This window comes from Hydrogenophaga sp. UC242_50 (genome assembly GCF_042697355.1).
Taxonomy (GTDB): Bacteria; Pseudomonadota; Gammaproteobacteria; order Burkholderiales; family Burkholderiaceae_C; genus Hydrogenophaga.
Map to the genome: position 1 here is coordinate 3,479,679 of NZ_CP170553.1, position 20,789 is coordinate 3,500,467.

The 20,789-nt window shown below is 70.8% G+C and carries 18 protein-coding genes and 2 pseudogenes; 2 read left to right on the plus strand and 18 right to left on the minus strand.

Features of this window, described 5'->3' with window-relative positions:
* Window positions 1–19: 19 nt before the first annotated feature.
* The 6 genes and pseudogenes from ACFJGX_RS17835 to ACFJGX_RS17860 all read right to left on the minus strand — a co-directional run bounded on the left by ACFJGX_RS17835 (window position 20) and on the right by ACFJGX_RS17860 (window position 5,550).
* Complete coding sequence (locus ACFJGX_RS17835) at window positions 20–1,150, minus strand: hypothetical protein (protein WP_382324771.1); 1,131 nt, start codon at window positions 1,148–1,150, stop codon at window positions 20–22.
* Complete coding sequence (locus ACFJGX_RS17840; RefSeq protein WP_382324769.1) at window positions 1,147–1,662, minus strand: hypothetical protein; 516 nt, start codon at window positions 1,660–1,662, stop codon at window positions 1,147–1,149. The genes ACFJGX_RS17835 and ACFJGX_RS17840 overlap by 4 nt, the downstream gene beginning before the upstream one ends.
* On the minus strand, window positions 1,659–2,696 hold the full coding sequence (locus tag ACFJGX_RS17845) for a phosphotransferase family protein (protein ID WP_382324767.1): 1,038 nt from the start codon (window positions 2,694–2,696) through the stop codon (window positions 1,659–1,661). The genes ACFJGX_RS17840 and ACFJGX_RS17845 overlap by 4 nt, the downstream gene beginning before the upstream one ends.
* A gap of 4 nt (window positions 2,697–2,700) precedes the next feature.
* Window positions 2,701–4,006: pseudogene (locus ACFJGX_RS17850) on the minus strand (TRAP transporter large permease).
* Window positions 4,006–4,512, minus strand: a complete 507-nt coding sequence (locus ACFJGX_RS17855) for a TRAP transporter small permease (RefSeq protein WP_382324761.1) — start codon at window positions 4,510–4,512, stop codon at window positions 4,006–4,008. The pseudogene ACFJGX_RS17850 and the gene ACFJGX_RS17855 overlap by 1 nt, the downstream one beginning before the upstream one ends.
* 6 nt (window positions 4,513–4,518) lie before the next feature.
* The gene (locus ACFJGX_RS17860) at window positions 4,519–5,550 is read right to left on the minus strand and encodes a TRAP transporter substrate-binding protein (protein ID WP_382324759.1); all 1,032 of its coding nucleotides are present in this window, start codon (window positions 5,548–5,550) and stop codon (window positions 4,519–4,521) included.
* A 265-nt stretch (window positions 5,551–5,815) separates the two neighbouring features.
* On the opposite strand from ACFJGX_RS17860, the pseudogene ACFJGX_RS17865 reads away from it, so the two are divergent.
* A pseudogene (locus tag ACFJGX_RS17865) lies at window positions 5,816–6,112 on the plus strand (EamA family transporter); the annotation flags it as partial.
* A gap of 46 nt (window positions 6,113–6,158) precedes the next feature.
* The gene (locus ACFJGX_RS17870; RefSeq protein WP_382326695.1) at window positions 6,159–6,686 is read left to right on the plus strand and encodes a DMT family transporter; all 528 of its coding nucleotides are present in this window, start codon (window positions 6,159–6,161) and stop codon (window positions 6,684–6,686) included.
* Here the strand turns inward: ACFJGX_RS17870 and ACFJGX_RS17875 are convergent.
* The 12 genes from ACFJGX_RS17875 to ACFJGX_RS17930 are packed head-to-tail and all read right to left on the minus strand — an operon-like array spanning window position 6,643 to window position 20,787.
* Window positions 6,643–7,257 (minus strand): TetR/AcrR family transcriptional regulator, encoded by a 615-nt coding sequence (locus tag ACFJGX_RS17875; RefSeq protein ID WP_382158059.1) that lies wholly within the window; start codon window positions 7,255–7,257, stop codon window positions 6,643–6,645. The genes ACFJGX_RS17870 and ACFJGX_RS17875 overlap by 44 nt on opposite strands.
* A 40-nt stretch (window positions 7,258–7,297) precedes the next feature.
* Window positions 7,298–8,509 (minus strand): CoA transferase, encoded by a 1,212-nt coding sequence (locus ACFJGX_RS17880; protein WP_382324755.1) that lies wholly within the window; start codon window positions 8,507–8,509, stop codon window positions 7,298–7,300.
* Window positions 8,506–10,758 (minus strand): acyl-CoA dehydrogenase family protein, encoded by a 2,253-nt coding sequence (locus ACFJGX_RS17885; RefSeq protein WP_382326697.1) that lies wholly within the window; start codon window positions 10,756–10,758, stop codon window positions 8,506–8,508. Before ACFJGX_RS17885 ends, ACFJGX_RS17880 begins: the two co-directional genes overlap by 4 nt.
* Window positions 10,755–11,501 carry an FAD-dependent oxidoreductase gene (locus tag ACFJGX_RS17890; RefSeq protein ID WP_382326699.1) on the minus strand — a complete coding sequence of 249 codons (747 nt, stop codon included), beginning with the start codon at window positions 11,499–11,501 and terminating at the stop codon, window positions 10,755–10,757. The genes ACFJGX_RS17885 and ACFJGX_RS17890 overlap by 4 nt, the downstream gene beginning before the upstream one ends.
* Complete coding sequence (locus ACFJGX_RS17895; RefSeq protein WP_382324749.1) at window positions 11,498–12,373, minus strand: HpcH/HpaI aldolase/citrate lyase family protein; 876 nt, start codon at window positions 12,371–12,373, stop codon at window positions 11,498–11,500. The genes ACFJGX_RS17890 and ACFJGX_RS17895 overlap by 4 nt, the downstream gene beginning before the upstream one ends.
* A 35-nt stretch (window positions 12,374–12,408) precedes the next feature.
* Window positions 12,409–13,254 (minus strand): acyl-CoA dehydrogenase, encoded by an 846-nt coding sequence (locus ACFJGX_RS17900; protein ID WP_382324747.1) that lies wholly within the window; start codon window positions 13,252–13,254, stop codon window positions 12,409–12,411.
* Complete coding sequence (locus tag ACFJGX_RS17905) at window positions 13,251–14,777, minus strand: 3-hydroxyacyl-CoA dehydrogenase (protein ID WP_382324745.1); 1,527 nt, start codon at window positions 14,775–14,777, stop codon at window positions 13,251–13,253. The genes ACFJGX_RS17900 and ACFJGX_RS17905 overlap by 4 nt, the downstream gene beginning before the upstream one ends.
* 4 nt (window positions 14,778–14,781) lie before the next feature.
* On the minus strand, window positions 14,782–16,353 hold the full coding sequence (locus tag ACFJGX_RS17910; RefSeq protein WP_382326701.1) for an enoyl-CoA hydratase/isomerase family protein: 1,572 nt from the start codon (window positions 16,351–16,353) through the stop codon (window positions 14,782–14,784).
* The gene (locus ACFJGX_RS17915) at window positions 16,353–17,555 is read right to left on the minus strand and encodes an acetyl-CoA acetyltransferase (protein ID WP_382324739.1); all 1,203 of its coding nucleotides are present in this window, start codon (window positions 17,553–17,555) and stop codon (window positions 16,353–16,355) included. The genes ACFJGX_RS17910 and ACFJGX_RS17915 overlap by 1 nt, the downstream gene beginning before the upstream one ends.
* Before the next feature lie 3 nt (window positions 17,556–17,558).
* Window positions 17,559–19,040: a hydroxymethylglutaryl-CoA synthase family protein gene (locus ACFJGX_RS17920; protein WP_382324738.1), complete on the minus strand. Its 1,482-nt coding sequence runs from the start codon at window positions 19,038–19,040 to the stop codon at window positions 17,559–17,561.
* Window positions 19,037–20,047, minus strand: a complete 1,011-nt coding sequence (locus ACFJGX_RS17925) for an alpha/beta hydrolase (RefSeq protein ID WP_382324736.1) — start codon at window positions 20,045–20,047, stop codon at window positions 19,037–19,039. The genes ACFJGX_RS17920 and ACFJGX_RS17925 overlap by 4 nt, the downstream gene beginning before the upstream one ends.
* A complete protein-coding gene (locus tag ACFJGX_RS17930; RefSeq protein ID WP_382158083.1) occupies window positions 20,044–20,787 on the minus strand; it encodes an SDR family NAD(P)-dependent oxidoreductase in 744 nt (247 codons plus the stop codon). The genes ACFJGX_RS17925 and ACFJGX_RS17930 overlap by 4 nt, the downstream gene beginning before the upstream one ends.
* Window positions 20,788–20,789: the final 2 nt, after the last annotated feature.

A 20,789-nucleotide genomic window follows, 5' to 3' on the forward strand; every position in this document is an offset into this window, starting at 1 on the left:
CTGCGTGTTCTTGGCGGCTTCAGAGCGCGGGGTGCTGCTGCGGCCCGGGGTAGCGAGCATAGCCTTGCGCCACGCCGTATTCGCTGATGCCGATGCCGGTGCGGCCCTCGCAGGTGGCGCGCACCACGTGGTCGCCCAGAGTGCGGGCGGCCGCGCGCGTGGCCGGGTCGTCGAGGTCCCACACGTCGTGCTCGGCGTGGTAGTCGCCCTTAGGGTCGCCGTGGTTCCAGCCCTGGAAGCCGCCGTACAGGCCGCCCTTCAGGTAGAAGCGGGCTTCCAGCCCTTCCATGCGCACGGTGCGCGGCGGACCTTCGGCGAACTGCAAGGTGAAGGTGCCGGCTGAGATGGTCTGTCCCAGCGGGTCGTCGGCCCATTCGAGTTCGTGCATGACGCTGATGGCCTCGCGGTGCGCCATGCGGCCGTCGGCCTCGCGCACGAATTCGGTGGCCGAGAGGTAGTGCGGCTTGCCCGGCTCGCGCTCTTTCAGGAAGATGGAAAAACCCAGGTCCTCGAACTGGAACATGGACCAGGTCCAGAAGAAGCCGCTGTGCTGCTGCACCGGGGGCGCGGCCTCGTCGGTGCGCATCTCGGAGCGGATGCCCCACGAGTGGTCGCGCTGACCCCACCAGGTGGACGGCGTCACCTCGTGGCGTTGCCCACCGAGGGCGAACCAGCCGCGCCAGCGGCCGAACTGCGAGATGCGCACCATGTCCTCTTCGACCACGCCCTTGCGCTCGCGGAAGTTCTGCTTCTCCTGCGCGGCGGGAAAGCTGGCCTCGAAGTCCAGCGCGAAGCTCAAGCCCGAGGCGTTGTCGGTGAGCGTGAGGCGGTGCCGCTTCATGCCCTCCACCACCTCGAAACGCAGCGGCCCCGCGCCGGCTTCGAGCGGCGTGGCGCCCAGCGCGCGCGAGGCGCGAAAGTTGTGCTGCCGGCGGCCCACGGTGATGCCGGCGAACACGTCCATCACGCCCTTGTTGGGGTAGTAGCCCATGCCAATGTCGAGGATCATGGGCACGCCGTCCACCGTGCCGGTGATCGGGTGCAGCGTGTACCAGTAGCGCTCGGTGAAGCGGGGGTCGCCTTGGCCGGCGCGTTGCGCGAAGGGCGCGGGGGCCTGGTGGCCGATCAGGTCGTCCTGGGCAGACATCATTTGAAAACTCCTTGGGCGTCGGCCGCGGGGCTCGGCGCGGTCATCGATGAAAAGTCGGCGCTCGGCACCAGGCGGCGCTGGGCCTTGAGCGTGAGGCGAAGCGCCGTGCGAAGCTGGTCGTGCAGTTCGCCCGCCAGGGGCGCGGGCAGCCCGTCCGGCGGCGAGAACAGCCAGTCGGTGAAACGGGCGAAGCGCCGCTCGGCGTCCGCCAAGGCGGCCTGCAATGCGGCCTGGGTTTCGGGCCGGGCGGTGGACGCGGGCGCCAGGCCGGGCGGCGCGGTCTGCCCCGCCGCGGCCAGGCGGGCCGCCACCCGCGCCAGGCAGGCGTCGAGCAGTTCGAGCTGTTCGCGCGTCACGTCCGGCGACCAGACCACCATGCGCTCCACCTTGCCCAGCACGTCCAGCACGCCGGCCAGCTGCGAGCGCGCGTGGTCGCTCTGCAGTTCCGGCGCGATCTCGTCGCGCAGCGCGCGGCAGATGCTGCCCATCAGGGCTTCGAGCGACTGGTTCATGCGGCCTCCGCGATCAGCTTGTTGAGTTCCATCAGCGTGGAGGTGAGCTGGAAGCCCATCGCGGCCATGCGCACGTCGCGCGAGCGGCCGGTCTGCACGCGGATCATGGCGCCCATCAGCATCGCGGCCATCTTGAACTGCACCATCACCTCGTAGTAGCGCACCACCTCGGGCCGCACGCGCAGGCCGGTCTTCGCCTGCCAGCGCTGGTAGAAGACCTCGCGCTCGATCAGCCCGCCGATGCGCGAGGTGCCGGCGGCGAAGGTGCGCAGCCCGGCCCAGGCCAGGTCGGCGTGCGGGTCGCCCAGGTGCACCAGCTCCCAGTCGAGGATGGCGGTGATGCGGCCGTCCTGCTGCAGGAAGTTGCCCACCCGGTAGTCGCCGTGCACGATGGTGATGCGCTCGGCCTCGGGCGCGTGCGCCTCCAGCCAGCGCATGGCGTAGTGCATCTGCGGCGGCGTGGGACCGGTCCCCAGCTGGGCATGCCGCGTCCAGTAGCGCGTCTCGTGCAGCGCGGTGGTCCGCGGCGTGATGGGACCCTCCTGCGCCCAGGCGGCCAGCGGGGTGGTGGTCCAGTCGAAGGCGTGGATGGCGCCGAGCGCATCGGCGAAGTCGTGACCGAGCGACTGGTTGGCCGCTTCGCCGCGTTCGTCCGCGCCGCGCCAGGGCGTGGGCGTGTCGCCGGCCACGCGCTGCGTGATCACGAAGGGCGCGCCGAGGATGGCCGGATCGTCGCTGTGCTCATAGGCCTGGGGGATGGGCAGGTCGGGCACGCTGGCCAGCGCGGCCAGCGCCTCGTACTCGGGCCGCGAGCTGTAGGGCGAGAACAGGCCGCCCGGGTCGCCCACGCGCAGGATGAGGTCCAGCGGCGCCTCACCCGGTGACTCGGCGGTGAAGCCCAGGGTCACCCAGGACATGCCGGCCGGAAAGCGGCTCAGCCCGCTCACCTGGACCGGCTTGCGCCAGCGTTGGGACAGCCACGATTGAAGGCGCGCCGGCAGTTCGGGCGCCGCGGGGTCGAAGACAGGGTTCACGGTGTCAGGCGGCTGCCTTGAACAGCAGGTTGGGCAACCAGAGGGACAGGGCCGGCACGGCGGCGATGAGCAGGATGCGCAGCACGTCGGCCACGATGAACGGAATCACGCCACGCACCACGGTCATCATGGGGATGTCGGGCATGACCGAGCGGATCACGAACAGGTTCACGCCGATGGGAGGCGTGATCAGCCCGATTTCCACCACCATCACGACCAGGATGCCGAACCACACCGGGTCGTAGCCCAGGGCCAGGATGATCGGGAAGAAGATCGGCACGGTCAGCAGGATCATCGACAGGCTTTCCAGCACCGTGCCGAGCAGGATGTACAGCACGATCATCAGCAGGATGATCCCGAACGGCGGCAGGCCGCTCTCCTGCACCACATGCAGCAGGCCTTCGTGCACGCCGGTGAGGTTCACGAACTCGCCGAACAGCGCGGCGCCCAGGATGATGGCAAACATCATGGCCGAGGTGCGCGCGGTGTCGACCAGGATCGCGTAGATGTCCTTGAGCCTGAGCGAGTGGTGCGTCAGCGCGAACACCAGGGCCGCCGTCGCACCGATGCCCGAGGCCTCGATGGAGGTGAAGAAACCGCCGTAGATGCCGCCCATGACCACGCCGAAGATCAGCGCCACGGGCCACAGCGCGCGCAGCAGCGCCAGCTTGTTGACCTGTTCGTTGTCCTCGGCCAGCGGCGCGAGTTCCGGCTGGCGCCAGACCGACCACTTCACCGCCGCCATGTAGCCGCCGATGGCGATCAGGCCGGGCACGATGCCGGCGGCGAACAGCATGCCGATGTGCGTCTGCGTGCGCAGCGCCGTACACCACCATGATCACGCTGGGCGGGATCAGGATGCCCAGCGTGCCGCCCGCGGCGACCGCGGCCGACGAGAGCGAGTCGCCATAGCCGAGCTTGCGCATGGAGGGGATCGCCACCTTGCCCATGGTGGCTGCCGTGGCCACGCTGGAGCCGCAGATGGCGCCGAAACCACCGCAGGCCACCACGGTGGCGATTGCCAGGCCGCCCCGGCGCCGGCCGATGAAGGCCTGCGCCGCGCGGAACAGATCGCCCGAGATGCCGGCACCGGCCACGAGGTTGCCCATCAGCACGAACAGCGGCAGCACGATCAGCGAGTACACCAGCGTGCTGTCCTTGGTGACGGTGGCCACCATGCTCAGCGCGGGCGTGAGGCCATTGAGCACCACGTAACCGCCGAAACCGGCGAGGGCCAGCGCGGTGGCGATGGGCACCTGGAACAGGATGAACGCGAACGCCACGAGAAAACCCAGACAGGCAGCGAGCATCAGATCACCTCGGTGGCGTGTGGCGCGGCAGGCGCGCCGGGATGGCGAAAGGACCGCGCGGCGGCCAGCAGGAACGCGAGCGTGCTGATGGCGGCCATGGCGCCGATGCCGCCGAGCACCCAGGACAGCGGCACGCCCAGCAGCGGCGTGGCCTCGCCATAGCTGGCGGCACGCAACGCCTGGCGGACCATGCACCAGGTGATCAGCGCGAACACCACGGCGCCGATCGCGCCGCTGAGCACGCGCTGTACCTTGTGCAGGCTGGCCGGCAGCTGGATCAGGTCCACGGTGATGTGGCCGAAACCGAGCGCCAGCAAGGGATAGATCGCGAAGATCATCAGGGCCAGCACCATCTCCAGCAGCTCCGTGCCCCAGGGCAGCGGCGTGTTGAAGAGGTTGCGCCCCACCACGTCGATGAAGACGGTGACCATCAGGATCAGCAGCGCGACCGCGCCGATCGCTTCCAGGACGCGGACGGTGCGTCCGCCGGTGGCTTGTGCGGTCATGGCGGCTTATTTGGCGACGGCGATGTCGGCGCGCAGCTGGTCCAGCACCTTCTGCGGATCGGCCATGCCCTTCTTCTTCGCCTTCTCGATCCACTCGCGCTCGATCGGCAGCAGCACCTTCTTCATCTCCGCCAGCGCCGGGGCCGGGAACACCTCGGCCGGCTTGCCCGCCTTGCGCATGGTCTCGAAGGCGGCCTTGTCGCCGTTGGCGTAGGCGCGGCCGATGTTTCGCGCGAACACGTCGCCCGAGATGCGGGTGATCGCCTCGCGGTCCTCGGCGCGCAGCGACTTCCACTTGTCCTCGTTGATGCCCAGCACCAGCACGGTGTTGTAGACCGCGCCCGGCACGATGGTGGCGTAGGGCACGAGCTCGGTCAGCTTGAAGGCGGGAATCGACTCGGGCGGCATGAAGGTGCCGTCGATCACGCCGGAGGACAGCAGCTCGTAGGTTTCGCTCACCGGCTTGGAGATCGGCACCGCGCCCAGCAGCGTGAGCGCCTGCGTGGCGCTGGTCTGCGGACTGCGCATCTTCAGGCCCTTGAAGTCGGCCACGCTGCGCAGCGGGCGCTTGGAGTTGAAGATCTGGCCGGGCGAGACCACGTAGACCGACAGCGGGTGCACGCCCTTGAACTCGTTGTGCGAGGCCAGGTGCTTGCGGTAGAAGCGGTCGGCCAGCGGCGCGTACACCTCGGGGTTGTCACTCACGAACGGCAGTTGCAGCACCTCGAGCAGGTCGAAGCGGTTGGGCGTGTAGCCCGGAATGAAGATCACCAGATCGGCCTGGCCGTCGCGCGCCACGTCGAACTGGGCCGGCAGCGTGCCCACAACCTTGGGCGCGGTGTCGATCTTCACGCGGCCCTGCGTGGCCTTCTCGACCTCGGCGATCCAGGGCTCCACCACCTCCACGCGCATGGCCTGCCCCGGCGGCAGCCAGTTGGAGTACTTGATGACGGTGGTCTGCGCCATGGCGGGCGCGCTGGCGGCGAAGGCACTGGCCAAAGCGAGGGCTGCGGTGAGCCTGGGAAGGGAAAAACGCATGCTTGTCTCCTGGGTGGATTGACGTGAGAACGACCAAACGCTGGCAGCCCGTATAATAGACCGACGGGACGGTTTAACAAAACAATTGGTCAAAAAAAATCCCTAGGGATTTCCCGTATCAAAGGCCGGTTCAGATGAATCTTCTGCCGCTGGATCGATTGCAAATATGACTCATGGGACGGTTTTAATGGGCATCAACCCCAACCATCCGCCGGTTTCCGGCACGGTCCGCCGCCGGTGGGCGCTGGTGGTGGCGCTGGCCCTGATGCTGCTGTGGGGCAGCAACTACAGCGTGCAGAAGGCGGTGATGGCGCAGATCGGGCCGGGCGCCCTGGTCTTCGCGCGCTACCTCGTCACGCCGGCCTGCGCCATCGCCCTGCTGCTGTGGCGCCACGGTTGGCACTGGCCGCGGCTGGAACGGCGCGACTGGCTGGGCCTGGCGGGCCTTGCCCTGCTCGGCCACATCGCTCACGTCAACGTGATGACGCAGGCCATGCACCTGTCCACCGCGTTCTCCAGCGCGCTCATCTCCGCGCTCGGCCCCATGTTCACGCTGCTGCTGGTGCGCGTGCTGCACAGCCAGCGCTTCACGCGCCTGCAGGTGGGCGGTGTGGCGCTGGCCGATGGCGGGCGTGCTGGTGTTCCTGTCGGACAAGGTCGCGCTCATGCGCACGCAGGGCCTGGGCGACCTGCTGCTGCTGCTCGCCGCCCTGCTCTTCTCGGCCCACACGGTGGCCGCCAGCCGGCTGTTCGCCCGCCATGGCGTCACCTTGGTGATGGCCTACACCACGCTGCTGGCGATGGTGCCCATGCTCCTCATCAACGCGCCGCAGGCCTTGCAGGTGCCGTGGGCCAGCCTGGGCGCGGCCGTCTGGGGCGCCCTGCTGTGGTCGCTGGCGGTGGCGTCGTTCGCGGGCTGGCTGGCCTGGGGCTGGCTCAACGACCACCTGGGCGTGGCGCGCACGGCGCCCCTGCTCTACCTGCTGCCGCCGGTGGCGGGCCTGATCTCGTGGCTGGCGCTGGGCGAGACCTTCAGCGCCCTGAAGATCGCCGGCGCGATGATGGCCGGCGTGGGCGTGGCGGCCACGCAGTTCAGCTGTAACCCGGCGGATGGTCCCCGCCGTCGAAGCCCTTGAGGTAGACCTCGGTCAGGCGGTCGGCCAGCTCGTGCGGCGTCATGCCGCCGCCCCGGCGGTACCAGGTCGCGGTCGAGATCATCGAGCCGTAGAGGAACAGCGCGTAGGACGCGCTCTCGCGACGCCGCCGCATGAGGTGGGGGTTGATGTCGGTGAGCAGATCGATCACGAAGTCCAGCGCCTTGGCCTGCGCCAGCTTGATCCCCTGCTGCTGCAGCGTCGGCAGGAACTTGAGGTCGTTGGTCAGCACCGTGTGCTCGTGGCGCTTTTCCGCGGCCCGCGTCACCATGGCCCGCACCAGGTTCGTCAGCCGTTCCCGGCTCGTGCCCGGGCCCTGCGCGATGGCCTCGAGCTCGGCCACCGAGCTCATGATGTGCTCGGTGATGATCTCGAGCAGCAGCACTTCCTTGCCAGGGAAGTAGTGGTACAGCGCGGACTTCGACATGCTGCACGCCGCCGCGATGTCCTGCAGCCGGGCACTCTCGTAGCTCGTGCTCGCGAAGAGCGCGGCTGCGACGTCGAGGATCCTCTGGCGTTTGTCGTCGTGGTTCCTTGCAAGCGATCGGGTCATCGTGTTCCGCTCAAGTTTTGAGGCGGCTATTCTGACCCAACTAGACCACGCCCCTGTCGCGAAGATCACCGAATTGCGCCTGGGATACCCCCAGGAGTTCAAACAGCACCTCGCCCGTGTGCTGGCCCAGCGTGGGCGCGGTTCCCGCGGGGATGCGATCCATGCCCGAGAAGTTCAGCGGCAGCCCGGCCGCCAGGTGCGGCCCCACGCCAGGCTGGTCGATGGTGCGGAACATCGGGTTGGCTGGCGAGCAGGCCCCGTCCTGCGTCACCAGTTGCGTGAGCGTCTGGTACTTGCCCCAGCAGGCGCTCTGCTTCGTCAGCGCGGCCGCCACCTCGGCCAGGCTGTGCCGCGACACCCAGGCCTCCACCAGCGCGCCCAGTTCCTTGCGCGCGCGAAAGCGGTGGCCTTCCAGGTCCAGGTCCAGGCCCAGGCGGTCGCCCAGCGCCTTCACGGCCTCATTCAGGCCCATGGCCTCGCAGATGGCCTGCCATTGTTTCAAGGTCAGGCCGACGACGATCACGCGCTCGCCGTCCGCCGTCTTGAAGTCGCGGCCGAAGGCGCCGAACAACTCGTTGCCGTGGCGCTCGCGTTGCTGGCCGAGTTGCGCTTCGGCGATCAGGCCGAGGTGACTCACGGCCGCGAGGGCCACGTCTTCCAGTGGCAGCTTCACGTGCTGGCCCTGGCCGGTCTTGAGGCGGTGGCGTTCGGCGGCCAGCAGGCCCACGGCCGCCATCTGGCCGGTGACGAGGTCCCAGGCCGGCAGCACGTGGTTGACGGCCTCGTTCGTGGCCGCGCCGCGCTCGTCGCCCGTGATGTAGGGGATGCCGACGCGCGAGTTGATGGTGTAGTCCACCGCCGAGCCGCCGTGCCGGTCGCCCTGCACGGTGAGCTGGATCAGGTCGGCGCGCCTCTCTTTCAGCTTGTCGTGGTCCAGCCAGCCGCGCGGCGGAAAGTTGGTGAGCAGGATGCCCGCGTCCTCGCCCGGCGCGGTGATCAGCGCCATGGCGATCTCGCGGGCTTCGGGCTTGCTCAGGTCCAGCGCGACCGAGCGCTTGGACTTGTTGAGGCCGCACCAGAACAGGCTCACGTCGTCCCGGGTCACGGGCCAGCGCTTGTAATCCAGCCCGCCACCCAGGGTGTCGATGCGGATCACGTCGGCGCCCATCTGCGCGAGCGTCATGCCGCCCAGGGGCGCGGCGACGAAGGCGGCGGCTTCGACCACCCGCATGCCGCAGAGGATGGGTTTCATGGTTTGAGTGCGTCTTCCAACAGGCTGCGACCGATGACCTTGAGCGCCAGCGTTTCCTCCGCGCCCTCGAAGATCGAGAGCACGCGCGCATCCACGAAGTAGCGGCTCACGGCGCTTTCCTCAGCGTAACCCATGCCGCCGTGCAGCTGCAGCGCTTCGCGCGTGACCATCTCGGCCGATCGGCAGGCCAGCAGCTTGACCAGGCTGGCCTCCATGCGGCCGCCGCCGGCGTTGAGCTGCTCGGCGATGGCGTAGGCCAGCGTGCGGCAGGCCGCCAGGCGCGCGGCCATGCGCGCGAGCTTGGCCAGGGTGAGCGCGTAGGCCTGCAGCGGCGCGCCGAACACCTTGCGGTCGGCCGTGTAGCGCATCGAGGCGCGCAGCGCCGCGCGCATCACGCCGCAGGCGCGCGCCGAGGTCTGCATGCGCCCGCCCACCATGCCGGCCATGGTGAAGTAGAAGCCCTTGCCCAGGCCGCCCGCGCCGCCGATCACGTTGGCGTCGGGCACGAAGAACTGGTCGAAGGCGAGATCGAACGAGTGCATGCCCCGGTAGCCGATGGTGGGAATCGCCTTGCCGCTCAGGCGCCCGCCGCCGGGCTGCTGGAAGTCGAAGGCGTGGCCGTCGTAGGACGGCTTTTCCACCAGCAGCACGCTCAGGCCCCGGTAACCGGCCGAGCGGTCGGGGTCGGTGCGCGTGACCACCATCAGCAGACCGGCCTTGCCGGCGAAGGTGCACCAGGTCTTGGCGCCGTTGAGCAGCCAGCCGCCCTCGGTGCGCGTGCCCTTCAGGGCCAGGCTGGCCACATCCGAGCCGTAGTCGGGCTCGGTGATGGCGATGGCGCACAGCGGATCGCCCGCCGCGATGCGCGGCAGCCAGGTGGCCTTCTGTTCGTCGGTGCCGCCGCTGATGAGCGCGCGGCTCAGGATCTCGGGGCGCGTGATCAGGCTGCCGGCCGCCGCCAGCGAAGCTTCGGACAAGGCCTCGGTGACGACCACCATCATGGTCGCGTCCTCGCCCTCGTCGGGCCCGGTGCCGCCGTGCGACTCGGGGATGGACAGGCCGAACACGCCCATGTCGCGCATGGGCTGCAGCAGCGATTCGGGCACGGTCGTATCGTGCCGGTGGATATGCTCGGCCTGGGGCGCCACCACATCGGCGGCGAAGCGGCGGAACGCGTCCTGCGCCATCACCACCGGGTCTTGCAGCGCCACGCTGCCCAGCTCCACCGCGTCACCGGCGGCCACGAGGGCGCGGCCGGCCGCCGTGAGCGCCTGCGCGCCGCCCGCCGCGCCGCGCAGCGCGGCCCAGTCGGCGTCGGCACCGAGTTGCTGCAGGGGCGCGAGTGGCAGGCCCAGCTCGATGCAGAGCGCCTCCAGGCGCGGCAGCAGCGCGGCGATGGCGTCCACCGCGAAGATCAGGGCCAGTTGCGACTGCAGCGGATCGCCGTTGAGCCGCGCCAGCGTGGTCTCGGCGGCCAGCAGGTCGGCGCTGGCCCAGGCGATCTCGAAGGTCGCGACCTGTTGCTCGTCCAGCTTCGCGCCGTCGAGCTGGCCGCCCGGGGCGCAGGCCCTGGCGAGCGCGGCCACGCCGTGCTCGAACAGCGGGCGCAACCGCGCCAGCAGCGCGCGCGCCTGGTCCACCTGCGCTTGAAGCTCGGCAACGGCCATCACGCCGCCGCCGCCACGCGGGCACCGTCCAGGTGGGCTTCGGCCTGGCGCGCGGCCTCGCGGCCGGTGTAGGCGCAGGCCTGGGTGCCACCGTCGCCATAGTCCTTCACCGCGTCGCCCACGTGCCAGAGGTTGCGCCAGCGGCGTGGTCTGCGGCAGGTCGAAGCCGGCGCAGGAGCGCTGGGCCGGCCAGCCGTCGCGCATCACGCGCATCGAGAGCATCTTGGCCTGCGCGAAGCCGGGGAACTCGTCGCGCAGGTCCTGCAGCGAGGCCTCGATCTCGGTCTTCTCGTCGAAGTCACCGATGGCCGGGCGCGGCACGGCGTAGGCCACGTACTGGTGCCAGCCGGCCGGCGCGAGCTCGGGGCAGGTGGCGGTGAGTTCGCCCATGTTGCACAGGCGGCGCGTCTTGCCGAAGGTGACCAGGCCGGGCACGTCCACCAGGCGCTGCTGCGTGGCGAAGTTGATGACGATGTTGGCCGAGGGCTTGGGCGCGGTGTGCGCGAGCCGGATGTAGTCGCCGCCGAAGGCCTCGCCGCCGGGCAGGTCCACCGTGGCGCGCGGGCCGATGTTGCTGATCACGGTGCGGGCCTGGATGCGCGCTGCGCAACGCCGTCCTTCATCACGGTCACGCCGCTGGCCAGGCCGTCCTGCGTGTGCAGCTGGGTCACCGGCGCGTCGAGCCAGATCTCGCCGCCGGCCTGGCGGATGCCGTCGGCCAGGTCGTTCCACAGGCCCACGGTGCCACGCGGGCAGAAGCCGAAGCGCTTGAACGCGCCCTTGACCGCGAAGTAGGTCAGGAAGGCGCGCGCGGGCACCTCGTCGTCGTTGGCGGCGAAGATGGCCGCGCACAGGTTGCGGAAGATCGCGTGCACGGTCTCGTTCTTCGTGTACTGGCTGAGCCACTCCTTGGTGCTCATCTTGGCCTCGGGCAGGTCGCCCGCGCGCGCGTCGGCGAACTTGGTGCCGATCTTGGCGGCCTGCTTGGTGAAAGTGCCCAGCAGCATGCCCCAGCCGCCCTTGGCGACGTTGATGACCTTGCCGTCGATCAGGAACACGGTGGCCGGGCTGGGTTCGCGGATGTCCAACGGCACGTTGAGCAGGCCGAAGGTTTCCTCGAACACGCCGCCGCGCTCGATGGCGATGGCGCCGATGTTGACGGTGAAGCCGTCGATCTGTTCGCTCGATGCGCGGCCGCCGACGCGGCCCAGGCTCTCGACGACCAGCACCTTGCGGCGGGCGGCCACGAGGCGCGCCGCCGCGCTGAGGCCGCCGGCGCCGGCGCCGATCACGACCGCGTCGTACACGGTGGGGTGGGTGTTCATGGGTGTGTCTCCTGTTGGGTGGAAAGGGGGGCCGGTGCGGCGGCGCGGCGCAGGATTTCCCGCGCGCGCGCCACCACGGGCAGATCGACCATCTTCGAGCGGTACTCGGCCGCGCCGCGGCCTTCGCGCGCGGCGGCCTCGAAGGCTTCGATGGCGCCGCGCGCGTGTTCGATGTCTTCCGTCGAAGGCGAGAAACCGGCGTTCATCACCGCCACCTGCGTGGGGTGGATGCACAGGCCGCCGACGAAGCCGAGCTGGCGCGCCAGGCGGATGGTCTGCGCGAAGGCTTCGGCGTCGCCGTAGTCGGCGATGGAGCCGGGAAAACCGAACGGCAGGATGCCGGCGCGCCGGCAGGCGAACAGCACCAGCTGGTTGGGCAGCAGCAGCGCCTCGCGCACTGGCGCCATGCCGGCGGAGGCGGAAAAATCCTCGGGGCCGAGCATCATGCCCAGCATGCGCGGCGAGCAACGCGCGATGGCGTCGAGCTCGGACAGGGCCTGCACGTCCTCGATCAGCGCGATCAGCCGCGTGTGGCCGGCGGGCAGGCCGCGCTGCGCCTCCGCGCGGTCGATGCGCCGCGCCACCTCGCGCACGGTGGCGTCGTCGTTCACCTTGGGCAGCACCAGCGCGCTCACGGCCGGGCCGATGGCGGCGTCGATGTCGGGCGCGGCGAGTTCCCAGGGCTGGTTCACGCGCACCAGCACGGGCGTGCCGTGGGCCGCGATGGCGGCGGCGGCCTGCGGCACGGCGGCGCGCGCCTGCGCCTTCTGCGCCAGCGGCACGCTGTCTTCGAGGTCGAGCACGCAGGCGTCGGCGCCGCGCTCGTGAGCGCGCTCGACGAAGCGCGGCACGTGCGCCGGCACGAACAGCATGGATCGCCAGATCGGGTGATGGCGCATGGCGGCGTTCAACCCAGCGTGGCGCGGGCCGTCATGCCCACCTGGCCGTGCGCGTCCTGCGTCCAGAGCTCGACCGTGTCGCCCTCGGCGGCGGCGCAAAGCTGCAGCGTGTCGGTGTCGAAGGCGGGGCGCAGGGCGCGGAACGAAAAGGACCGCACCGGCACGCCGGGCCGGCCGCGCGCCAGCAGGTCCAGCAGCGCGGTGGCCAGCAGCGGGCCGTGCACCACCAGCGCGGGGTAGAACTCCTCGCGCACCGCGTAGTCGCGGTCGTAGTGGATGCGGTGGCCGTTGTAGGTGAGCGCGGAAAACCGGAACAGCAGCGCCGGGTCCGGCTGCAGCACGGCCGACCATTGCGCGGCTTTCGTGGCCTGCTCGCCCGCCGGCAGGGGTGCGGGGCCGGTGGGTGCTTCGCGGTAGACGATGTTCTGCTCTTCGCGGATGCAGACGCGGCCACCCTGCGCCAGCAGGTGGTCCACCGTCACGAAGACCAGCGGGCCGCTGCGGCCTTCCTTCAGGTCCACGCTGCGCACGGTGGAGGTCTTGCGCGCGGGTGCGCCCAGGCGCAGCGGGCTTTCGCATTGCAGCGAACCGGCGGCCCACATGCGGCGCGGCAGCGGCACCGGCGGCAGGAAACCGCCGCGCTGCGGATGCCCGTCGACGCCGGTGGCGGCGCGCGCGGGCGTCTCCAGGAAATACAGCCAGTGCCAGGGCAGCGGCAGCGCCTCGCCCATAGCCGGCGGCGCGGCGCGGTCCAGCAGGCCGCTCAGGGCGACGGCGGGAAAGGGCTCCAGTGTCTGTTCGGCCACTTGCTCGCGGCCGACCCATTCGCGCAGGTGTTGAATGTCGATGCTCATGAGCGAGGTGCCTCCGGCGTGAGCAGGGACACGCCCAGCGCCACGCGCCGCACCAGCCAGGGGCTGGGCCGGTAGCGCGGGTCGCCGGTTTGTGCCTGCAGGGTGCGCAGGATCTCCAGGATGCGCGCACCGCCGATGCGGTCGCCCCAGGCCAGCGGACCGTGCGGGTAACCCAGGCCCAGCTTCACGGCGTCCTCGATGTCGGCCACGCTGGCGATGCCGCGCTGCGCGATCTGCGCCGCGATGTTGACGATGGTGGCGAGCACGCGCTGGGCGATGAAGCCCGGGCTGTCGTTGATGACGGTGACCGGCACGCCGTCGGCCGCCAGCAGGCCCCAGGCGGCGTCGCGCGCGGCGGCCGAGGTGAGCGCGCTGAGCATGAGCGTGCGGCGCAGGGCCAGCGGCACCATGGGGTCGACGGCGACGGTGCGCGCGGCGTCCAGGCCGAGCGCGGCGGCCGCGTGGCTGGCGTCGCCGCCCCAGGGCTGCACGACGCAGACCTCGGCCTGCGCCGCGCCGTCGGTGAGCCGCGCGCCCGCGCCGCTCAGCAGGGCAATCAGTTCGGCACGGCCGCTGGCCTGCGGGTCGATCCACACCGCCACCCCGGCGCGTGGCGGCGGCACGGGGCGCGCGGGCGCGGCGCGGCGGGTGTCGCCGTCGTAGACGTACCAGCCCTCCCCCGTCTTGCGGCCGAACAGGCCGGCGGCCACGCGCGGCGCCACCAGCGACGAGGGCCGGAAGCGCGGCTCGTGCTGGAACTGCTCGTAGATCGAGGCCATGACCTTGCTCGACACATCCAGGCCGGTGAGGTCCAGCAGCTCGAACGGACCCATGCGAAAACCCACGCCCTCGCGCAGCACGTCGTCCACGTCGGCAGGCGTTGCGGCCTGCTCTTCGAGCACACGCAGGCCTTCGGTGTAGAGGCCGCGCCCCGCGTGGTTCACGAGAAAGCCGGGCTGGTCGGCCGTGACCACCGCGCGGTGGCCGGCGCCGCTCACCAGCTCGCTCAGGGTCTGCACCGTCTGCGGCGAGGTGCGCAGCGCGGCGATCACCTCGGCCACCTTCATCAGCGGCACCGGGTTGAAGAAATGCAGGCCGGCCACGCGCGCCGGGTGGCGGCAGGCGGCGGCGATGTCGGCCACGGTGAGCGAAGACGTGTTGCTCGCGAGCACCGTGGTCTCGGCCACCACGGCCTCCAGCGCACCGAACAGCTGGCGCTTGACGGCCAGGTCTTCCACGATGGCTTCGATCACCACGTCGCAACCGGCGAGCCCGGCCATGTCGACGCAGGCCGAGACGCTCGCGCGAATGGTCTCGAAGGCCTCGGCGCTGAGGCGGCCCTTGTCCACGCCGCGCCCGATCATGCCGAGCGCGAACTCGACGGCCTTGGCGGCCGCGCCAGGCGCCGCGTCGAAACAGCGCACGCGGTGGCCCGCCTGCGCGAACAGCTGGACGATGCCGCGCCCCATGGCGCCGGCACCCACCACGCCCAGGGTGAGCGGTTTCACGTTGTTGGAAGTCATGTGGTCATCGACCCTTGAATTCGGGTTTTCGTTTGTCGAGGAAGGCGCGCATGCCTTCGGTCTTGTCGGCGGTGTCGAACAGGAGCAGGAACTCGCGGTTCTCCAGCGAGAGCGCGGCGTCCAGCGGCAGATCGGCGCCCTGGCGCAGCACATGGCGCGTGGCCTTCACGGCCTTGGGCGGCATGCGCGCGGCCTTGCGCGCCAGCTCGGCGGCGCGTTCCAGCGCTTTCCCGTCGGCGGCCAGTTCGGCCACCAGGCCCAGCTGGCAGGCGCGTTCGCCGGTGATCATCTCGCCGGTGAGCAGCATGAGCGAGGCCACCTGCTTGCCCAGCGTGCGCACCAGGCGCTGCGTGCCGCCCGCGCCGGGCATGATGCCCACGGCCAGTTCGGGCTGGCCGAAACGCGCGCTGGCGTCGGCCACGATGAAGTCGCACATCATGGCCAGCTCGCAGCCCGCGCCCAGCGCGAAGCCGCTCACCGCCGCGATGGTGGGCTTGCCACAGCCGGCCACCGGCGCCCAGTACTGGCCCAGGTCGATCTCGGCCACGTCCTGCGCGCCCTTGTCCACCAGCAGGTTCAGGTCGGCGCCGGCGGCGAACACGCCCTCCCCGCCCGTGATCACGATCGCGCGCACGCTGTCATCGGCGTCGAGGGTTCGCACCGCCTGTGCGATCGCGGCGCGCATCGTGAGGTCGAGCGCGTTGCGCTTCTCCGGCCGGTTGAGCACCACGGTGCCCACGGCGCCTTCGCGGCGCAACAGCACGGCTTCTTCGCTGCTCATCGCTTCACCCCCGGTCGCGCCACGAAATCGGCGGCGCGCTTGTTCACATAGGCGTCGTGCCCTTCGACGAAGTCCTCGCCGAGCAGGCAGACGGCCTGGTCGTTTTCCTCGCGCGCCAGCTCCTCGGCCAGCGAGGTGGACGGGTGGTTCAGCCGCGCCTTCATGCGCGCGAAGGCCTCGCGCGGCAGCAGCGCCAGCTCGGCGGCCTGTGCCACGGCGGTGCGCAATCACCTGGGCGTCGGCCACCAGCGTGTCGGCCAGGCCGATGCGGTGCGCCTCGGCGCCGCTCACCGGCACACCCTCGGTCAGGATGCGGCGCGCCACCGGCAGGCCCACGCGCCGGGGCAGCGTGAGCAGCTGACCCCAGTCGGGCACCAGGCCGAGCTTGAGAAAGGGAAACAGGATCTTCGTGCCCTCGCCGACCACGATGCGGTCGCCCATCAGGGCCAGGCCCACGGCCGCGCCCGCGCCGATGCCTTCGATGGCGCTGACCACCGGCACGCCGGCCTCGGCGATGAGCTGGCACAGGCGGTGGATGTGCCGCATGCGCTCGCGCGCCTGCGCTTCGGTGAGGCCCACCATGCTGGGCACGTCGCCCCCGGCGGAGAACACGCCCTGCGCGCCGCCGAAGACGATGGCGCGCACGGTGTCATCGCCCAGCAGCGCGGCCAGCGCCTCGGTGAGCTGCTGGCGCACACCGTGATCGATGGCGTTGCGCTTGTCGGGGCGGTTGATGAGCAGCCGCGCCACGTGCGGCGCGGGGCGGTCCACCAGAACCACGGGGGTGGCGCTCATCACACGCCCTCGCGGCCGACGATGGAGACCGAACACACGTTCTGCGAGGGCTGGCCGCCCAGGTTGTGGGTGAGGCCGATCTTCGGGTCTTTCAGCTGGCGCGGGCCGGCGCGGCCCTGCAGCTGCAGGTACATCTCGTAGAGCATGCGGATGCCGCTGGCGCCGATGGGGTGGCCGAAGCACTTGAGGCCACCGTCGATCTGGCAGGGGATGGCGCCGTCGGCGTCGAATTTGCCGTCCAGCACATCGCGCACCGCCTCGCCCTCGCCCGACAGGCCCAGGTCTTCCATGGTCACGAGTTCGGTGATGGAGAAGCAGTCATGCACCTCGGTCATGCTCACTTCCTTCCCGGGGTTCGCGATGCCGGCTTCGGCGTAGGCCTTGCGCGCGGCGATGCGCGCGGTGTGCACGTAGCTGCCGTCCCACTCGTTGGAGTGCATCTCCCAGCCGTTGGACACCGCGACCTGCAGCGCCTTGAAGGTGATCAGGTCGCGCTTGCCCAGCGAGCGCGCGATCTCCGGCGTCGTGACGATGACCGCCGCCGCGCCGTCGGACACGCCCGCGCAGTCGTACAGGCCCAGCGGCTCCGCGATGATGGGCGCCTTGAGCACCTGCTCCTCCGTCACGGCCTGGCGGAAATGCGCCTTGGGGTTCTTCGCGCCGTTGGCGTGGCTCTTGATCGACACGCGCGCGATGGCGCGCTTGAGCAGCGCCGGGTCCACGTTGTGCTTGCGCTGGTAGGCCGAGGCCAGCTGCGCGAAGTTGGCCGGCGCCACGGCGTTGGGGTACCACTGCGGGATGTAGGTGCCGACGGCCGAAACCGGCAGGCCGCCGTAGCCGGTGTCTTTCAGCTTCTCCACACCGAGCGCGATGGCGATGTCGCAGGCGCCCGCGGCCACGGCGTACACCGCCGCGCGGATGGCTTCGGAGCCGCCGGCGCAGAAGTTCTCGACGCGCGTCACGCCGATGTTGGGCAGGCGCAGCGCGATGCCCATGGGCGTGCCGCCCCGGCCGGTGCCCACGTCGTCCATGTGGGTGGAGAACCAGGCCGCGTCGAGCTGCTCGGGCGCGATGCCGGCGTCGGCCATGGCTTCGTTGTAGGCCTCGACCATGAGGTCTTCGGGGCTGGCGTCCCAGCGCTCGCCGAACTTGCTGCAACCCATGCCCAGAATGGCGACTTTGTCCTTGATGCCGATGGGCATGGCTTACTCCTTGGATGCTGCGGTGGTGTCGACGCCGGAGGCCACGGGCGTGGCCTTCCAGAAATAGCGCGTGAAGCCGCGCAGCTCGTCGATGTCCTTGATGCGGAAGCTCATCTCGACCTCGGTGCCCGAAGCGACGTCGCCCTTGGCGACGTCGGTGAACTCCATGAGGATGCGGCCGCCGCCCTCGAAATCGACCTGGCCGTACTGGTGTGGCGGCGCTCGGTGGAACGAGAGCGACTCGGCCGACCAGCTCAGCACCTGGCCGCGCCGCTCGGCGAGCTTGTGGGGTTTCTGCGTGTCCTGCAGCGGCTTGCCCTGGTCGTAGGAAATGCGCGAGGGCGGGAAATGCACCTGGCCCGTGACCTCGCAGCGCCCGGCCACCAGGCCCAGGATGGCCGTGCGGTGGCGGTAGGCGGTGCTCAGCGCGGTCTTGCGGTCCTGCTCGCCGCGCATGCCGCGCTCCAGGCGCAGCTGTTCGCGGAACGAGAGGAACTTGGTGTAGTTCTTCTCTTCCACGCCGCGCGCAAGCCAGCCCGAGACGCCGCGCGCCGGGCGGAAGGCGGCGATGGCCGGCGTCACGCGCAGCACCACGGCCTGCGCGCCGCCGCCGAACTGCGCCAGCAGGATGTGCTGGCCCGGCTGCGCGCGCTCCAGCACGGCCGCGAGCATGAGCAGCGCGTGCGGCGTGCCGGTCTCGCCCACAGTGGCGGCCAGCGAATCGGCCACGGCCTCGGCGCGGATGCCGCAGGCCTTGGCGAGTTGCGCGTCCATCTTGGCGAAGGTGGTGGGGAAGATGAAGTGGTCCACCGCGATCGCATCCACGCCGGCCTTCTGCAGGGCGCTGGCGATGGCGCGCGGCCCGAGCTTGCCGATGCCTTCGTCGCGCACCCAGCGTTCTTCCCAGTGGTAGTCGATGTCTTCGCCGGCCCTGCGGAAGTGGTCCACGAAGTCGACCGTGAGCGTGGCGCTGCCGAGCACCTCGGCGATCACGTTCTCGCGGCCGAGGGTGAGCGCGGCCGCGCCGTCGCCGTAGTCGAGCTCCTGCGAGCTGGCCGCGCGGGTCTTGCGGTGGTCGGTGGCGATCACCAGGGCATTCCCGCCGCGCGCGTTCACGCGGTCCAGCGCGCCGAGCACGGCGCTGAGCGCGGCGCTGGGCGAGCCGCCCATGTCCAGGGCTTCCACGCCCTCCTCCAGCGTGAGCGCCTCGCAGACCACGCCGGCGTTGAGCCGCTCGGCGAACGGCAGCGTGCTGGAGACCAGCTGCACGCTGCCGATGTGGCCGCGCTCGTCGTCCGCGCCCAGGCAGTCGCGCGCGGCGGCCACGGCCATGGTGAGGCTGTCTTCGTCCCAGTTCGCCATGGAACGCGTGCCCTTGCGGCCCGCGAACTGCGGCGCGTACCAGGCGTTGGCCTGGGCCACGGCCTGGCGGCTCAGGCGCAGCCGCGGGATGTAGCTGCCGTATCCGGTGATGCCTGCGGTCATGTGTGTCGGTCTCCGTGAGTGGGGGTGATCGGTATCGAACCAGAGGTACCGCCGATCCGGCTCTGCCGGTCGGCTGGTATCGCCCCCTTGAGGGGGTGACGCGAAGCGGCGCGGGGGTGAGCCAGATGCCACCGCAGGAAGCGGCCCAGGTCTTGAATGGCCGCGCGCGCTTCGGGCAGCTGCGCGGGGAATTGCTGGAACACGTGGATCATGTGGTCCCACACCTGCAGGGTGGCGTCCACACCGGCCTCCTTGGCGCGCGCCACGAAGTCGCGCGAGTCGTCGAGCACGGTCTCGCGGTCGCCCACCTGGGCGAGCAGCGGCGGCAGGCCCTTGAGGTCGGCGAACAGGGGCGAGACCAGCGGGTCGGCGGGGTTGCCTTCCTTGCCCAGGTAGTTGCGGGCCATGGCCACGATCATGGGCCGCTGGTGGATGGGGTCGCTGTCGGCGCGCGTGCCGTAGCTCGCGCCCGAGGCCGTGAGGTCGGTCCACGCCGACATGAGCACGGCGGCGGCGGGCAGCGGCCGGCCCGCGTCGCGCAGGCGCAGCAGCAGGCTCAGCGCGAGGCCACCCCCGGCGGAGTCGCCCGCGAGGGCGATGTGCCTGGGCTCGAAGCCCTGGCCGATCAACCACTGCCACGCCGCCGACGCGTCGTCGAGCGCGGCGGGGTAACGGTGTTCGGGGGCGAGGCGGTAGTCCACGCCCAGCACGCGGCAACGCGCGGCGGCGGAGAGCTGGGCCATCAGCTCGCGGTGCGAGACCAGCGAGCCGACCTGGAAACCGCCACCGTGAAAGTACAGCAGCACGCGCTGCGCATCGGCCCCGGGCGCGCCGACCCACTGGGCCTTCACGCCGCCGGCGTTCACGTCTTCGAGGGTGGCGTCCACGGGCACGCCGCCAAACAGCGTGTCCCAGTCCTGGCGCATCTGCGCCACCGTGGTGTCGCGCTTCCAGCTGCCATAGACCTGGCGCACGCGCTCGATCACTTGCTCCACAGCGGCGCTCATGCGCCGCACCCCATGCCGCCGGAAACGCCCAGCACCTCGCCGGTGATGAAGCCCGCGTCCGCCGAGGCCAGGAAAGCCACGGCGGCGGCCACCTCGTCGGGCGTGCCCAGGCGGCCGGCCAGCGTGGCGCCGGTCATGGCCTCCAGCAGCTTGTCGCCGCCCTGCGCCACCGCCTGGCGCAGCAGCGGCGTGTCGATGGGGCCGGGCGCGATCACGTTCGCGGTGATGCCCTTGTCGCCGTTCTCGCGCGCGATGGAGCGCGTGAAGGCGATCACACCGCCCTTGGCGGCGGCGTACACCGCGCCGCCGCGCGAGCCCAGGCGGCCGGCTTCGGAGGCGATGTTGATGATGCGCCCGTGGCCCGCCGCCCGCATGGCCGGCAAGGCCGCGTGCGTGGTGGCGAACACCGATTCGAGGTTGATCGCGATCAGGCGGCGCCAGTCTTCCGGCGTGGTGCGGGTGAAGAAGGCGTGCTGGTCCACCCCGGCGTTGTTCACCAGGATGTCCACCGGGCCGTGTTCGGCCATCACCTCGGCGACCTGCGCGAGGTCGGCCACGTCGAGCCGCACGGCGCGCGCCCAGATGCCGTTGGCCAAGGCCTGCGCGGCCTCCATGTCCAGGTCGGCGATGGTCACGAGCGCGCCGTCGGCCGCGAGGCGCCGTGCGATGGCCGCGCCGATGCCCTTGGCGCCACCGGTGACGAAGGCCTTGCGGCCCGCGAGGGGGTTGGGGGCGGCCATGT

What these genes read in the sequence shown, in the direction of transcription:
- ACFJGX_RS17835 (WP_382324771.1), bottom strand. Translation starts at nt 1,150, where the DNA reads ATGATGTCTGCCCAGGACGACCTGATCGGCCACCAGGCCCCCGCGCCC.
- ACFJGX_RS17840 (WP_382324769.1), bottom strand. Translation starts at nt 1,662, where the DNA reads ATGAACCAGTCGCTCGAAGCCCTGATGGGCAGCATCTGCCGCGCGCTG.
- ACFJGX_RS17855 (WP_382324761.1), bottom strand. Translation starts at nt 4,512, where the DNA reads ATGACCGCACAAGCCACCGGCGGACGCACCGTCCGCGTCCTGGAAGCG.
- ACFJGX_RS17860 (WP_382324759.1), bottom strand. Translation starts at nt 5,550, where the DNA reads ATGCGTTTTTCCCTTCCCAGGCTCACCGCAGCCCTCGCTTTGGCCAGT.
- ACFJGX_RS17875 (WP_382158059.1), bottom strand. Translation starts at nt 7,257, where the DNA reads ATGACCCGATCGCTTGCAAGGAACCACGACGACAAACGCCAGAGGATC.
- ACFJGX_RS17880 (WP_382324755.1), bottom strand. Translation starts at nt 8,509, where the DNA reads ATGAAACCCATCCTCTGCGGCATGCGGGTGGTCGAAGCCGCCGCCTTC.
- ACFJGX_RS17890 (WP_382326699.1), bottom strand. Translation starts at nt 11,501, where the DNA reads ATGAACACCCACCCCACCGTGTACGACGCGGTCGTGATCGGCGCCGGC.
- ACFJGX_RS17895 (WP_382324749.1), bottom strand. Translation starts at nt 12,373, where the DNA reads ATGCTGTTCGTGCCGGCGCACGTGCCGCGCTTCGTCGAGCGCGCTCAC.
- ACFJGX_RS17900 (WP_382324747.1), bottom strand. Translation starts at nt 13,254, where the DNA reads ATGAGCATCGACATTCAACACCTGCGCGAATGGGTCGGCCGCGAGCAA.
- ACFJGX_RS17905 (WP_382324745.1), bottom strand. Translation starts at nt 14,777, where the DNA reads ATGACTTCCAACAACGTGAAACCGCTCACCCTGGGCGTGGTGGGTGCC.
- ACFJGX_RS17910 (WP_382326701.1), bottom strand. Translation starts at nt 16,353, where the DNA reads ATGAGCGCCACCCCCGTGGTTCTGGTGGACCGCCCCGCGCCGCACGTG.
- ACFJGX_RS17915 (WP_382324739.1), bottom strand. Translation starts at nt 17,555, where the DNA reads ATGCCCATCGGCATCAAGGACAAAGTCGCCATTCTGGGCATGGGTTGC.
- ACFJGX_RS17920 (WP_382324738.1), bottom strand. Translation starts at nt 19,040, where the DNA reads ATGACCGCAGGCATCACCGGATACGGCAGCTACATCCCGCGGCTGCGC.
- ACFJGX_RS17925 (WP_382324736.1), bottom strand. Translation starts at nt 20,047, where the DNA reads ATGAGCGCCGCTGTGGAGCAAGTGATCGAGCGCGTGCGCCAGGTCTAT.
- ACFJGX_RS17930 (WP_382158083.1), bottom strand. Translation starts at nt 20,787, where the DNA reads ATGGCCGCCCCCAACCCCCTCGCGGGCCGCAAGGCCTTCGTCACCGGT.